11 protein-coding genes are annotated in these 12,757 nt (G+C 73.2%); 7 read left to right on the top strand and 4 right to left on the bottom strand.

Annotated features, from left to right (window positions below; all coding sequences use genetic code 11):
- Nucleotides 1-69: 69 nt before the first annotated feature.
- Complete coding sequence (locus ACFRMQ_RS26285) at nt 70-750, bottom strand: TetR/AcrR family transcriptional regulator (RefSeq protein ID WP_380733102.1); 681 nt, start codon at nt 748-750, stop codon at nt 70-72.
- Nucleotides 751-864: 114 nt separating this feature from the next.
- On the opposite strand from ACFRMQ_RS26285, the gene ACFRMQ_RS26280 reads away from it, so the two are divergent.
- Nucleotides 865-1,902 (top strand): aldo/keto reductase, encoded by a 1,038-nt coding sequence (locus tag ACFRMQ_RS26280; RefSeq protein ID WP_380733104.1) that lies wholly within the window; start codon nt 865-867, stop codon nt 1,900-1,902.
- A gap of 12 nt (nt 1,903-1,914) precedes the next feature.
- Here the strand turns inward: ACFRMQ_RS26280 and ACFRMQ_RS26275 are convergent, their stop codons facing one another.
- The 3 genes from ACFRMQ_RS26275 to ACFRMQ_RS26265 all read right to left on the bottom strand — a co-directional run bounded on the left by ACFRMQ_RS26275 (nt 1,915) and on the right by ACFRMQ_RS26265 (nt 4,621).
- Complete coding sequence (locus ACFRMQ_RS26275; RefSeq protein ID WP_380733101.1) at nt 1,915-2,880, bottom strand: hypothetical protein; 966 nt, start codon at nt 2,878-2,880, stop codon at nt 1,915-1,917.
- Nucleotides 2,881-2,982: 102 nt separating this feature from the next.
- Nucleotides 2,983-3,408: a hypothetical protein gene (locus ACFRMQ_RS26270; protein WP_380733100.1), complete on the bottom strand. Its 426-nt coding sequence runs from the start codon at nt 3,406-3,408 to the stop codon at nt 2,983-2,985.
- Nucleotides 3,409-3,646: 238 nt separating this feature from the next.
- Complete coding sequence (locus ACFRMQ_RS26265) at nt 3,647-4,621, bottom strand: NAD-dependent epimerase/dehydratase family protein (protein WP_380733099.1); 975 nt, start codon at nt 4,619-4,621, stop codon at nt 3,647-3,649.
- A 370-nt stretch (nt 4,622-4,991) separates the two neighbouring features.
- On the opposite strand from ACFRMQ_RS26265, the gene ACFRMQ_RS26260 reads away from it, so the two are divergent.
- The 6 genes from ACFRMQ_RS26260 to ACFRMQ_RS26235 all read left to right on the top strand — a co-directional run.
- Nucleotides 4,992-7,739 (top strand): SdrD B-like domain-containing protein, encoded by a 2,748-nt coding sequence (locus ACFRMQ_RS26260; RefSeq protein ID WP_380733098.1) that lies wholly within the window; start codon nt 4,992-4,994, stop codon nt 7,737-7,739.
- Nucleotides 7,740-7,910: 171 nt separating this feature from the next.
- Nucleotides 7,911-8,726, top strand: coding sequence for a hypothetical protein (locus tag ACFRMQ_RS26255; RefSeq protein ID WP_380733097.1), 816 nt, complete (start codon nt 7,911-7,913; stop codon nt 8,724-8,726).
- Nucleotides 8,727-8,868: 142 nt separating this feature from the next.
- Complete coding sequence (locus ACFRMQ_RS26250) at nt 8,869-9,759, top strand: ABC transporter substrate-binding protein (protein ID WP_380733096.1); 891 nt, start codon at nt 8,869-8,871, stop codon at nt 9,757-9,759.
- A gap of 32 nt (nt 9,760-9,791) precedes the next feature.
- A complete protein-coding gene (locus ACFRMQ_RS26245; RefSeq protein ID WP_380733095.1) occupies nt 9,792-10,775 on the top strand; it encodes an amino acid ABC transporter permease in 984 nt (327 codons plus the stop codon).
- The gene (locus tag ACFRMQ_RS26240; RefSeq protein ID WP_380733094.1) at nt 10,772-11,572 is read left to right on the top strand and encodes an amino acid ABC transporter ATP-binding protein; all 801 of its coding nucleotides are present in this window, start codon (nt 10,772-10,774) and stop codon (nt 11,570-11,572) included. The genes ACFRMQ_RS26245 and ACFRMQ_RS26240 overlap by 4 nt, the downstream gene beginning before the upstream one ends.
- Nucleotides 11,572-12,757, top strand: a 1,186-nt coding sequence (locus tag ACFRMQ_RS26235; protein WP_380733093.1) for an amidohydrolase family protein, incomplete at its 3' end; no start/stop codon positions are given. The genes ACFRMQ_RS26240 and ACFRMQ_RS26235, both read left to right, overlap by 1 nt.

The raw sequence follows: 12,757 nt of genomic DNA, 5'->3' as shown, positions 1-12,757 counted from the left end.
CCTCCGCGCTGTGCGGCCGTTCGCGTTCCTGGGTCCTGTCCGATCCGCCAGGACCGGCCGGACGGGGGCCTAGCCGTCCTGGCGGCGGTAGGCCCCGGCCCGGGCCGCCGCCTCGGTGGCTGCCGCGGCGCGGTCGGCGGCGGCCTCGTCCGGGGGCTCCCCGGTGGTGAGCATCCGGTAGTAGAGCGGCGCCGAGACGGCCCGGACGACCTCGAACCCGTCGGTGTCCGGCGGGAGTTCGCCGCGCTCGACGGCGGCGCGGGCGCACGGCGCCCACTCCTCGACCCGGCGCTGGTAGAAGTGGCGCAGCGCCTCGGCCGCGTCCGGGTCGCAGGTCGCCGCCATGATGACCGCGCGGAACAGCGCACCCTGCCGGGGGTCGGCCAGGGTGCGCTGGACGAGCCGGGCGTTGGCCCGCAGGTCCCCGGCGAGGGAGCCGCTGTCGGTGCGCGGCAGGGACTGCTCGGCCATGTCCGCGAGCAGGTCCGCGACCAGGGCGGTGGTGCTGCCCCAGCGGCGGTAGACGGTGGTGCGGCCGACCTCGGCCCGCTGGGCGATGTCGGCGAGGTCGAGGCCGGCGAAGCCGTGCTCGACCAGGGCGTCCTCGGCGGCGCGCAGCACGGCGGTGCGCACCCGGGCGGTCCGGCCGCCGGGGCGGACCGTGCCGGGCGTGGCGGTCTCGGTGGCGGCGGTCTCGGTGGCGCCGGGTTCGGGCGGGGACGGCTCGGGGCGGGAGGGCTCGACGACCATTAACGGGATTCCTGTTCCATTAGCCGAGAGGAGTCTGCTAGGTTCAAGGCATCTTAACGGAACGTGAGTCCCATTAGGGGCTTCGAGGGGAGAACCGTCATGACCACCACCGACATGGAGTACCGCAGGCTCGGCGCGTCCGGCCTCACGGTGCCCGCGCTCAGCCTCGGCACCGGCACCTTCGGCGGACGCGGCCCGCTGTTCGGGGCCTGGGGCACCGCCGACGAACAGGAGGCCCGCCGCCTGCTCGACATCGCCATCGACGCCGGAGTCACCCTCTTCGACACCGCCGACGTCTACTCCGACGGCGCCTCCGAAGAGGTGCTCGGCCAGGCGCTCAAGGGCCGCCGCGACCAGGTGCTGATCTCCACCAAGGCCGGACTGCCCACCGGCGAGGGGCCGCAGGACGCCGGCACCTCCCGCGCCCGGCTGGTCCGGTCCGTGGACGACGCGCTGCGCCGCCTCGGCACCGACTACCTGGACCTGTTCCAGCTGCACGCCTACGACGCGAGCACCCCGATCGAGGAAGTGCTCGCCACCCTGGAGGACCTGGTCCGGGCCGGCAAGATCCGCTACACCGGCGTCTCCAACTTCTCCGGCTGGCAGCTGATGAAGTCCCTCGCCCTCGCCGACCGGCACGGCCGCCCCCGCTACGCCGCCCACCAGGTCTACTACTCGCTCGTCGGCCGCGACTACGAGTGGGAGCTGATGCCGCTCGCCGAGGAGGAGGGCGTCGGCGCCCTGGTCTGGAGCCCGCTCGGCTGGGGCCGGCTCACCGGGAAGATCCGCCGCGGGCAGCCGCTCCCGGACGGCAGCCGGCTGCACGACACCGCCGACTACGGTCCGCCGGTGGAGGAGGAGCTGCTGTACCGGGTGGTCGACGCGCTGGAGGAGACCGCCGCCGAGACCGGCCGCACCGTCCCCCAGGTGGCGATCAACTGGCTGCTGCGCCGCCCGACCGTCTCCTCGGTCATCATCGGCGCCCGCAACGAGGAGCAGCTGCGCCAGAACCTCGGCGCGGTCGGCTGGTCCCTGACGGAGGAGCAGGTGGCCCGGCTGGACGCGGCCAGTGCCCGCACCGCGCCGTACCCGTACTTCCCCTACCGCCGGCAGGAGGCCTTCGCCCGGCTCAACCCGCCGCTCGCGGGCTGACGCGCCTCGGGGTCAGGACCCGGCGGTCACGGCCCGGGCGGTCGCCAGCATGGCGTCGTTGCCGGCCTTGGCGGCGGTGAGCTCCGTCTGGTGCAGGCGGATCAGCTCGTTCTCGTAGGCGGTCTCGACGGTGAACCGGACCCCGACCACGTTGGTCCGCTCCTTGCACTGGACGTCCGCGGTGGCGGTGGCGATCTCCTCGGCGGACGGCGTGGTGCTCGCCCCCCACCGGGGGTCCTTCAAGGCGTCGTCGGGCGTGGCGTAGGTGTGACCGCGCTCCGCCATGCAGCGCGACCAGTCCTGGAAGACGGCCTTGACCCGGGGGTCCGCGCCCGAGCGTTCGAACCCCTCGTAGTTGATGCTCACCGCGACCTTGGCGTCCCGGCCGGTGCCGCCGTGAGCGATCAGTTCCTGCTGCGCGGCACTGATGCACCCGCCGGGCGGCAGCGCCTTCCCCCGGAAGGGGGAGGGCGACCCTGAGTCGGGCTTCCCGTTCGGCCCGAGGCCGCTGCCGAGCGCGGTGATGATGTCGGCACTCAGCGAGGGCTCACTGCCGGGCTTCTTCCCGCCCGACGGATCGGGCGAGTGGTAGCCGTTCACGGAGACGTCGGCGAGTTCGACCGGGTCGTACCGGTGGGTGGTCTGGGTCTCGGACGAGGTTCCGCCGGGCGGATGCGTGTAGTCCAGGCCGAAGCCCCGGACGCAACGGGTGACCAGCGCGGTCTGCGCGGCGTCGTACTGCCGGAGGTCCTCTCGGCTCAACAGGTAGGCCTCGATCGGCAGCGTCCTGTCGGCCACTTGGCTCAGCCGGGGGACGTCCCCGATCGGCGGTGGGGCCATCGGGCTGAGGGAGGCGGAGGAGGCGGCGGGGGCGGAAGGAGGGGCCGGGGCGGCGGCGCGGCCGGAAGCGCAGCCCGCCGCGAGGACCAGGGGGATCAGCAGCAAGGCCGGCCGGGAACGGCGGCGGGTGGACGTCATGGCGGGGCTCCTCGGGACCGGCTCATGGTCGTGCGGTGGGTCGGTGACGGCCGGACGGGCGCCGGACCCCCGGTGGGGCGGGGGTCCGGCACTCGGTCAGGGCTAGTGCGCGGGCTCCCAGCTCTGCGAGTGGTTGTTGTTGCGCATGTTGACGCTGCCGCCGTTCCACCCCACCGAGCCCAGGTTCTCCGAGGTGTTGCGGATGATGAGCTGGTACGGCCCGCTGTTGCGGACGCTGTACTCGCGGTACCACACGCGGAGGTGGTTGGTGTAGCTCATGTTCCTCACGGACGCGGCGTTGTTCATCACGGGCTGGCCGTTGCCCGCCCCGCCGCCGCCGAAGTTGCCGTCGTAGTTGCCCTCCTCGCTCTTGCCGAAGAAGGCTCCCTGATTGTCGGGGCTGTAGTACACGCAGGCGTCGCCAATGGCGCAGCCGCCGCTGCTCGCCATGGCCGGGGCGGCGGCGCCGAGGAGCACGGTGCCGAGGGTGGCCGCGGCCAGGGCGGCGGCTGCCAGCTTCTTCTTCATCCCACTGCCTCTCGTTCGGTGAACCGGACGTTCTCCGGTGCCCTTGAGTCTGGTGGGATTCGCGAGGGGGGCCTATCCGTTTCCGTCCGCTGTCGTGCGCCGGAAACGGATAGCGGTCCGCGGCCGGCGCGGCTATGGGAAGCACCGCGTGGGCCCCGGCCCGGGAGATGTCCGGGCCGGGGCCGAACCGGCTGCTGCGGGGGCGGCGGTCGTTCCCGCGCCGGTGGCTGAGCGGTCGTCAGGCCTGCCGCGCGTGCCAGGCGGCGAGCAGTTCGGCCTCGCGCTCGGGGGTGAGGGTGTCCGGCTGGGGTTCGAACGGCCGGATGTCGCGAGCGGTTTCGGCCACCGGGCGCAGGAGGAGGCCGGTGGCGAGGGCGGCGGCCGGGTCGGCGGTGCTGGTGGCGCGGGTGTGGGGGTCGGCGGGCCAGAGCGGGAGCGCGCGCTCCGGGACGCCGGCGGCGCGCAGGAACTCCTCGTCGACCCAGGTGAGGGTGGTGCCGGGCGGGGCGACCGCCGAGGCGACGGCGTCGAGCAGGTCGCCCAGGCCGAACGGCGGTGGGGTGGCCGCGTGGTAGGCGCCGGAGGCGCCCCGCTCCAGCAGGGCGAGCATCCAGGCGGCGAGGTCGCGGACGTCGACCACCTGGAGTGGCGCGTCCGGCCGGCCGGGGGCGAGCACCTCGCCGCCGCGGGCGAGGCGCCGTACCCAGTGGTCGAAGCGGTGGGTGTAGTCCCGGGGGCCGATCACGTACGTCGGGCGCACCAGCAGCGTCTCCGGGCCGAAGGCCTGCCGGGCGGCGCGTTCGCACTGAACCTTGAGGGTGCCGTAGGTGTCGACGGTGACCTCCTCGGCCTCCGGGCCGTCGGCCGGCAGCAGCGGGGAGTCCTCGGTGTAGCCGGGGGCGGCCGGGACGTCGTACACCGAGAGGGAGGAGACCAGCAGGTAGCGGCCGGCCCTGCCGGGGTCGAGGGCGGCTGACAACTCCCGCACCTGGCGCGGGAAGTAGGCGCAGAGATCGACGGTGGCGTCCCAGTCGCGGCCGTGCAGCGCGGACAGGTCGGCGTCCCGGTCGGCGATCAGGTGGGTGGCGCCCGGGAGTTGTCCGGCGCCCGAGCGGCCGCGGTGCAACACCGTGACCTCGTGTCCGGCGGCGAGTGCCGCCTCGGCGAAATGGAGGCCGATGAACCGGGTGCCGCCGATGACCAGAATGCGCATCCCGCCATCCTGCCAGTGCGTCCCGCGGCCGGTGTCACCGGGTGGCCCGCTGTGGCACAAGTTGTCGGTGGGGTGGGCGAGTCGGGCCGGGTGTGCATGCCCGGTGCGGGAACCGCGTTCGACCGTCGGCGGGGTGTTCGGCGCTGGTCGGAGGCGGTCTGCCGGGTAGGTGCTGGTCAGCCGACGGCGGGCGCGGCGGGACAGGGGCCGGAACGGTCTCGTAACTCCTGATGTTCCGTCAAAGTTCCTGGTTTCCTGGCGAACTTGTGTGAAGGCCCTTTAAGCTCCCGTTAACAATGGCGGCTTTTCGCCACTCACGAACTCCCTCACGAGGTCGGGCGGAAGGCCCAACTGACAAATGAGAGCAGGGATGACGACGACTAGTGAACGAACGGCCGGTGTCGCGCGCGGCCCGGGCCGTCGACGACAGCGTGGGCTGGGCCGCACCGCGGGCGGTGCGGCGGCCCTGGCCGTCGCGCTCGGCGCCTCCTCGCTGGTGGCGGCGCCTTCGGCCTTCCCGGCCGCCGGCGACGGCACGGTGACGGTCCGGGTGATCCGGGCCGTGGACACCGACGGGCTGTGGTCGCCCACGCTGGAACACGGCATGGCGGGCGTGCGGGTGACGCTCACCGACGCCGCCGGGGTCGGCGTCGAGGGCACCACGGCGGCCGACGGCCTGCTGACGCTGTCGCCGGCCGGCAGCAAGCTGACCGGCGGCAAGTACCGCGTCCAGGTGGTGAATCCGAAGCCGGGCGTGCTCTACCCGGCCTTCGCCTCGCGCCAGGGCCTGGACGGCGCGCCGAACCGGCTGAGCTCCAACGAGGAGTTCGTCGACCTCTCCGGCGGCAAGTCGGTCGAGCTCACCACGGGGCTCTGGAGCCCCGGCGACTACTGCCAGAAGAACGCGCCGCTGGTGTCGACCTGTCAGAACCCGCCCGCGGAGGGCGACGCCCAGCACACGCTGCTGTCGTTCCCGTACAACTCCCGTGGTACGGCGGGCGCCGGCGTCGCGGTGACCGACCTGGCCACGGCCGGGCAGACCGGCAACCTGTACGGCATCGCCTGGAACAGGGCCGACCGGCGGGTGTTCTCCGCCGCCCAGGCCAAGCGGAGCACCGCGTACGGCCCCGGTGGCCCCGGCGGGATCTACGTCACCGACGTGGACCAGAAGAAGACCTCGCTGTTCACCACCGTCCCGGACGCGGGCACCACCCCGCACACCGCGGGCAACGACGACGCCTTCCTGGCCCCGGTGGGCAAGGAGAGCCTCGGCGGCATCAAGGTCACCGACGACGGCAAGGACCTCTTCGTCGTCAACCTGCACGACCGCAAGCTCTACCGCTACAACGCCACCGTGGCGACGGCGTCCGCGCCCAAGGCCGCCTACGACATCCCGAACCCGGGCTGCCCGGCGCCGGGGGACTGGCGTCCGTACGGCCTCGGCATCCAGGACGGCGTCGGCTTCCTCGGCGGCGTCTGCTCGGGCGAGTCCACCGGCAAGGCCTCGGACCTGCGCGCCGTGGTGCTGCCGTTCGACCTGTCCACCGGCGAGTTCAAGGCGGCCGTGCTGAACCAGCCGCTCGACTACCCGCGCGGCACCACGGTCGGCGGGCCGTGCCCGGGCACCGGCTGGTTCCCGTGGCAGGACACCTTCCCGACCAGCCAGAACGGCCAGGCCTGCGGGGACAACTACATGGCCAACCCCGAGCCCGAGGTGGCCGAGATCGCCTTCGAGACCGACGGCTCGATGCTGCTCGCCTTCCGGGACCGCTTCGGCGACCAGTCGGCGGCCAGCCCGACGGGCAACGTGGTGGCCAAGGTCCTGCCCGGCGGTGACCTCCTCAAGGCCTGCCCGGAGAACGGCACGTACGTGCTGGACACCAACCTGGGCTGCGGGTCCAAGGCCCGGGGGCAGCGGTTCTTCGACAACGCCCGGATCGGCCACAACAACCCCGCCAACGCGGGCATGGCGTTCTCGAAGGCCGAGGACTCCATCGTGGTCTCGGGCTACGACAGCGACAGCCGGGCCTACGGCTACGGCAGCGCCTTCCAGAAGCGCGACGGCAAGGCGGACGGCGGCGTGCGGCTGAACACCGCCCCGGGCGCCCCGCCGTTCGGCAAGGGCGCCGCGATGGGCGACCTGGAGGTCCTCTGCGACCAGGCCCCGCTCCAGATCGGCAACCGGGTCTGGTACGACCCCGAGCGCAGCGGCCTCCAACTGCCCGGCCAGAAGCCGGTTCCGGGGGCCACGGTCCACCTGTACGACGAGTCCGGGAAGCTCGTCGGCACCACCACGACGACCGAGCGCGGCGAGTACTACTTCGACGACAGCGACGTCGACGGCGGCCTCAAGCCGCGGACCAAGTACACGATCAGGCTGGACAACCCGGCGGACTACGCCAAGGGAGGCCCCCTCTTCCAGTGGGTGCCGACCGCGCACGACGTCGGTGACAACCACTTCATCGACTCCAAGGGCATCGTCCCGGAGGGCGGCAAGTACCCCGAGCGGGCACTGACCACCGGTGGCCCCGGCGAGGACGACCACACCTACGACTTCGGTTTCAGCCAGCAGGAGGGCGCGCTGCGCCTGGTCAAGCACGACCAGGACGGCAAGCCGCTGGCCGGTGCCAAGTTCCAGCTGTGGCACGAGACCAACGGGACCGACGGGCTCCAGCCGACCGGCGACAAGCCCGACACCAAGGTCGGTGAGCCCTGCGTGACCGGGGCCGACGGCATCTGCCAGGGCCGGGGCGTGCCCGGGGAGTACTACTGGCAGGAGGTGAGCCCGCCGGACGGCTACCAGGCGCCGGAGGTCACCGTCTTCGGGCCGCTGAAGCTGACCTCGGAGAACCTCGACAAGGGCGTGGAGGTGACGGCTGTCAACAAGCTGATCCCCACCCCGACGCCGACTCCGACCCCGACCGAGACGCCGGCCCCGGCGCCGACGTCGGCCGCTCCGGTGCCGCCGGCCCCGGTTCCTCCGGCGTCCGGGCACCTGCCCAACACCGGTGCGGGCGAAGGGATGCCGATCGCCCTGACGAGTGCGGCGGCGGCGATCGCCCTCGGTTCGGCGCTGGTGCTGGTGGTCCGTAGGCGCAAGGCCGCCCTGCGCGGCTAGCACCGGGCGGGCGATTTCGCAGGTGGGCCCGGTGCCGGGAGACCGGTACCGGGCCCTGATCGGGCGGGTTCGCGGGACCACGGGTCCCCGGGCCCGCCCGACTGTCATGATCGACCGAACGGTCATGACCGACCGAACCGTCATGACCGACCGAGGCAAGGAGCAGGCTGCATGCCCCGCAAGACGACGGCCGACGGCCGCGGCCCCCGGCGGGCCGGCTGGCTCAAGGCGCTGATCGCGATCGTGGTGTGCGGCACCGCGGCGGGCGGCCTGGCCGTCTACCGCTCGGTCTCCGACGAGGCCACCGAGCGCCCGGTCACCACGGACGAGGCGGGCCGGCTGGCCCTGTCCAGGCTGAACCTGTACCAGGCGAGCCCGGTGGCGGTGACGCTCACGGCCGACGAGGGCGGGGGCGTCAGCATCCGGGTCGACGGGATCGTCGACTACCGCAACCACCGGGGCGTGGGCCGCTACCGGAGCACCGGCGCGAACGGACCGCTGGACCACGGCCTGATCGTCTGGGACACCGGCGGCCTCGGGCTGGCCCCCGATCAGGACGGCGCCGCTGCCGGCACCCCCGCCCCCGTCGCCAGCGACGCCCCGGCCTGGCAGCAGGCCGAGCACATCCCGCGCCAGGGCTGGTCGCCGCGCGGCTACACGGCGGACCCGCTGGACGCCGGGCTGAACCTGCTGGTGCAGCTCGGCGCGGACCGCCCCGACAACCCGCTGCTGCTCGCCCAGTCCGGGGCCCGCCGGCTGGGCCGGGACCGGATCGAGGGCCGGAGCTACGACCGTTTCGCAGGCCCGCGCGCCCAGGGCTCCGCGCCCGACGGCGCCCGCTCGCCGCTGACCTACTGGGTCGACGGGGACGGCGGGCTGCGCCGGGTGACGATGCGGATGACGGGCCTCGGCACCCCGACCACGATCGACGTCACCGGACGGCAGCCGGACGCCACGGTGCCCGAAGCCCCGTGGCTCGCGGGCTGACCCGGCGCGGCGGGAACTCCGCAGGACAACGCGGTCAGCCGTACAAAAATCGTTGGTGAGGCGGCAATGGCTTCATCATCTTCCGTTCACCCGGACCAGGCTGCCAGCATCGGCGCACCGTCACCGCCCGAGGGAGTAGCCGATGAACCGCCCCCGTTCCCTTCGCTGTCTGGCCGCGCTGTCCCTGGTCGTGCTGGCCGCCACCGCCTGCGGGCGCTCCGACCAGGGCGGCGCCCCGGCCGCCGGCGGCGCGCAGGCCGCGCAGAACGCCGGCAAGAGCGCCGTCGAACTGCTCCCGGCCAAGACCAAGCAGAGCGGCGTGCTCAGAGTGGCCACCTCCGTCGGCTACCCGCCGATGGAGATGTACAAGACCGGGACCACCGAGCTGACCGGGGTCGACCCGGACCTCGCCGCCGCCATCGCCGGGAAGCTCGGCCTGAAGCTGGAGCTCTCCAACTCCTCCTTCGACGGCCTGATCCCCGGTCTCCAGGCCGGCCGCTACGACCTGGTGATGTCCTCCATGACGGACAGCGCGCAGCGCCGCCAGGCCGTCGACTTCGTCGACTACTTCCGCACCGGCGGCGTGGTGATGACGAAGAAGGGCAACCCCGAGGGCATCAGGTCCCTGGAGGACCTCTGCGGCAAGAAGGTGGTCCTCGCCAAGGGCAGCTCCAACCTGGAGATCGGCGAGCAGCAGAACAGCAAGTGCGAGACCAAGATGGCGATCTCGCAGAGCGAGGACGCCCCGACCGGGCTGCTCCAGCTGGACAGCGACCGGGCGGTGGCCACCATCGTGGACTACCCGGTGGCGCAGATGTTCGTGCGGAACAGCGGCTCCTACGAGGTGCTGCCGGAGCAGTACGGGACGGCGCCGTGGGGCATCGCGGTGGCGAAGAAGGACTCCGGGCTGCGCGACGCGGTGCAGAAGGCGCTCCAGGAACTGATCGACGGCGGCGAGTACCGCAAGGTCCTGGACGCCTACCAGGTCGGCGGCAGCGCGGTGGAGCGCGCCACCGTCAACGCGGCGCAGTGAGAACGGCCGGCACCGACGAGATGAGCACCGACATGAGAGACCCCGCGATGCCCGCCCCGGCCGGCCGGACCGCCTCCGCCGCGGGCACCCCCGACGACGACCTGGCCTTCGAGGTGACCGGCCGGCCCCGCCCGGCGCGTTGGTTCGCCGTGCTGGCGGCCGCCTTCGGCGCCGTCTGGCTCGCCTGGACCGTCATCGTCAACCCCAACCTGCACTGGGACATCGTCGCCAAGTACCAGTTCGACGGCGTGATCCTGGAAGGGCTCTGGGTGACCGTCCAGCTCACCCTGATCTCCCAGGTGGTGGGCATCGTCATCGGCGTGGTCATCGCGGTGATGCAGCTGTCCGACAGCCCGGTGCTGCGGACCACCGCCGGGGCGTACACCTGGTTCTTCCGCGGCACCCCGCTGCTGGTCCAGCTGATCTTCTGGTTCAACCTGGCGCTGCTCTTCCCGGAGATCAGCATCGGCATCCCGTTCGACGGGCCCAAGCTGATCAGCTGGCAGTCCAACACCCTGATCACCGGCTTCGTGGCGGCGCTGCTCGGCCTGTCGATCAACGAGGGCGCCTACATGTCCGAGATCGTCCGGGCCGGAATCCAGAGCGTGGACCCGGGGCAGCGCGAGGCCGGCGCCTCGCTGGGCATGTCCAACCGGCAGATCCTCACCCGGGTGGTGCTGCCGCAGGCGATGCGGGTGATCATCCCGCCGTTCGGCAACCAGTTCATCTCGATGCTGAAGACCACCTCGCTGGTCTCGGTGATCGCCGGCGCCGACCTGATGACGGTCTCGCAGCACCTCTACCTCGCCAACTTCGAGGTGATCGCGCTGCTGATCGTGGCCTCGCTCTGGTACCTGGTGCTGACCACCATCGCGAGCGTCGCCCAGCACGCGGTGGAGCGGAGGTTCAACCCGGCCGGCGCCCCGCCGGCGCTGCACCGCCGGGTGCTGGCGAACCTGCGGCCCGGGCGCGGCGGAGCGGAGAAGCGCGTGAAGAAGAAGGGGGAGGGCAAGTGACGACGACCGACCTGGAGAAGCCGGCCACCGAGGTGGTCCTGTCGGCCCGCAAGGTGCGCAAGCGCTTCGGGGACCTGGAGGTGCTGCGCGGCATCGACCTGGAGGTCCGGGCGGGGGAGGTGCTCTGCGTGATCGGGCCCTCCGGCTCCGGCAAGTCCACGCTGCTGCGCTGCTTCAACCACCTGGAGAAGATCGACGCCGGGCGGATCGAGGTGGACGGCGAGCTCGTCGGCTACGAGCCGCACGGCACCGACGGCGGCAAGCTGCGCGAGCGCCGGCCGCGCGACATCCGCCACCAGCGCGAGCGGATCGGCATGGTCTTCCAGCGCTTCCACCTCTTCCCGCACCGCACCGCGCTGCAGAACGTGATGGAGGGCCCCACGGCGGTCAAGGGCCGCCCGCGCGCGCAGGCCGAGCGCCAGGCCCGCGAACTGCTCGCCCGGGTCGGCCTGGCCGACCGCGCCGACCACTACCCGGCCCAGCTCTCCGGCGGCCAGCAGCAGCGGGTGGCGATCGCCCGGGCGCTGGCCATGGAACCGACCCTGATGCTCTTCGACGAGCCGACCTCCGCGCTCGACCCGGAGCTGGTCGGCGAGGTGCTCGGCGTGATGCGCGACCTCGCCCGCAGCGGCATGACGATGATCGTCGTCACCCACGAGATGGGCTTCGCCCGCGAGGTGGCCGACCGGGTCGTCTTCATGGACCAGGGCGCCGTCGTGGAGGCCGGCGACCCGGCCGACCTGTTCACCGCCCCGCGGCACGACCGCACCCGGGCCTTCCTCTCGACGGTGCTCTGATGGGAGCGGACGTGACCTCGACCCCGGTCGACCTGCTGCTGCGCGGCGCCACCCTGGTGGACGGCACCGGGGCGCCCGCCCGCCCGGCCGACCTCGCCGTCGCGGACGGCCGGGTCACCGTGCTGCCGCCCGGCAGCGCGGTGGCCGCGGCCGAGACCCTGGACGTCACCGGACGGGTCGTCACCCCGGGCTTCATCGACGTCCACACCCACTCGGACGCGCTCGCCGCCCCGCTGCGCGGCGGCACCCACGCCGACGGCGACGACCTGGACGGACTGCGGCTGGCCCCGCTGCTCCAGGGCGTCACCACCGAGATCAGCGGCAACTGCGGGATCAGCCTGTTCCCCGGGCTGCCCGCCCGGCTGCCCGACCTGGCCGAGCACCTGCGGGTCTCCTTCGGCCTCGGCCCGGTGCGGCCCGCCGAGGACTTCGACGCCTTCGCCGCCGGCCAGCGGCCCGAACTGCGCCGCAACCACATCACCTCGCTGGTCGGCCACGGCACGCTGCGCGCCGGCGTGATGGGCTTCGAGGACCGCCCGCCCACCCCCGAGGAGCTGGCCGCCATGTGCGAGCTGCTCGACCGGGCGCTGACCCAGGGCGCGGCCGGGCTCTCCACCGGGCTGATCTACCCGCCCGGCGTCTACGCGGACACCGAGGAGATCGTCGCCCTGGCCAAGGTCGCGGCACGGCACGGCAAGCCGTACGTGACCCATCTGCGCGACGAGATGTCCCAGGTGGAGAAGGCCCTGGAGGAGGCGCTGGAGATCGCGGTGCGCTCCGGCGCCCCGCTCCAGGTCTCCCACCACAAGACCGCCGGCCGGCACGCCTGGGGCGCCACCCTGCGCACCCTGCCGCGCCTGGAGCAGGCCCGCGCCGACGGCGTGGACGTGCTCTGCGACGTCTACCCGTACACCGCCGGCAGCACCGTGCTGCACGCGATGCTGCCGCCGTGGACCAGCGAGGGCGGCCCGGCCGCGCTGCTCGAACGGCTGCGCGCCAAGGAGGTGCGGGACCGCGTCCGGGCGGACATCGCGAACGGCGTCGGGGGCTGGGAGAACACCGTCGGCAACGGCGGCTGGGACCTCATCTCGGTGGCCGCCGCCCCGGCCCGCCGCGCGGTCGAGGGCCGCCGGATCGCCGACCTGGCGGCCGAGCGCGAGCCGGGCCGGAGAGGTGGTGCGGGTC

Origin of the sequence: Kitasatospora sp. NPDC056783 (assembly GCF_042789895.1) — a bacterium.
In the GTDB taxonomy this organism is placed as follows: domain Bacteria; phylum Actinomycetota; class Actinomycetes; order Streptomycetales; family Streptomycetaceae; genus Kitasatospora.
Note: the sequence above shows the minus strand (reverse complement) of the source record. Positions and strands in the feature narration are given on the sequence as shown.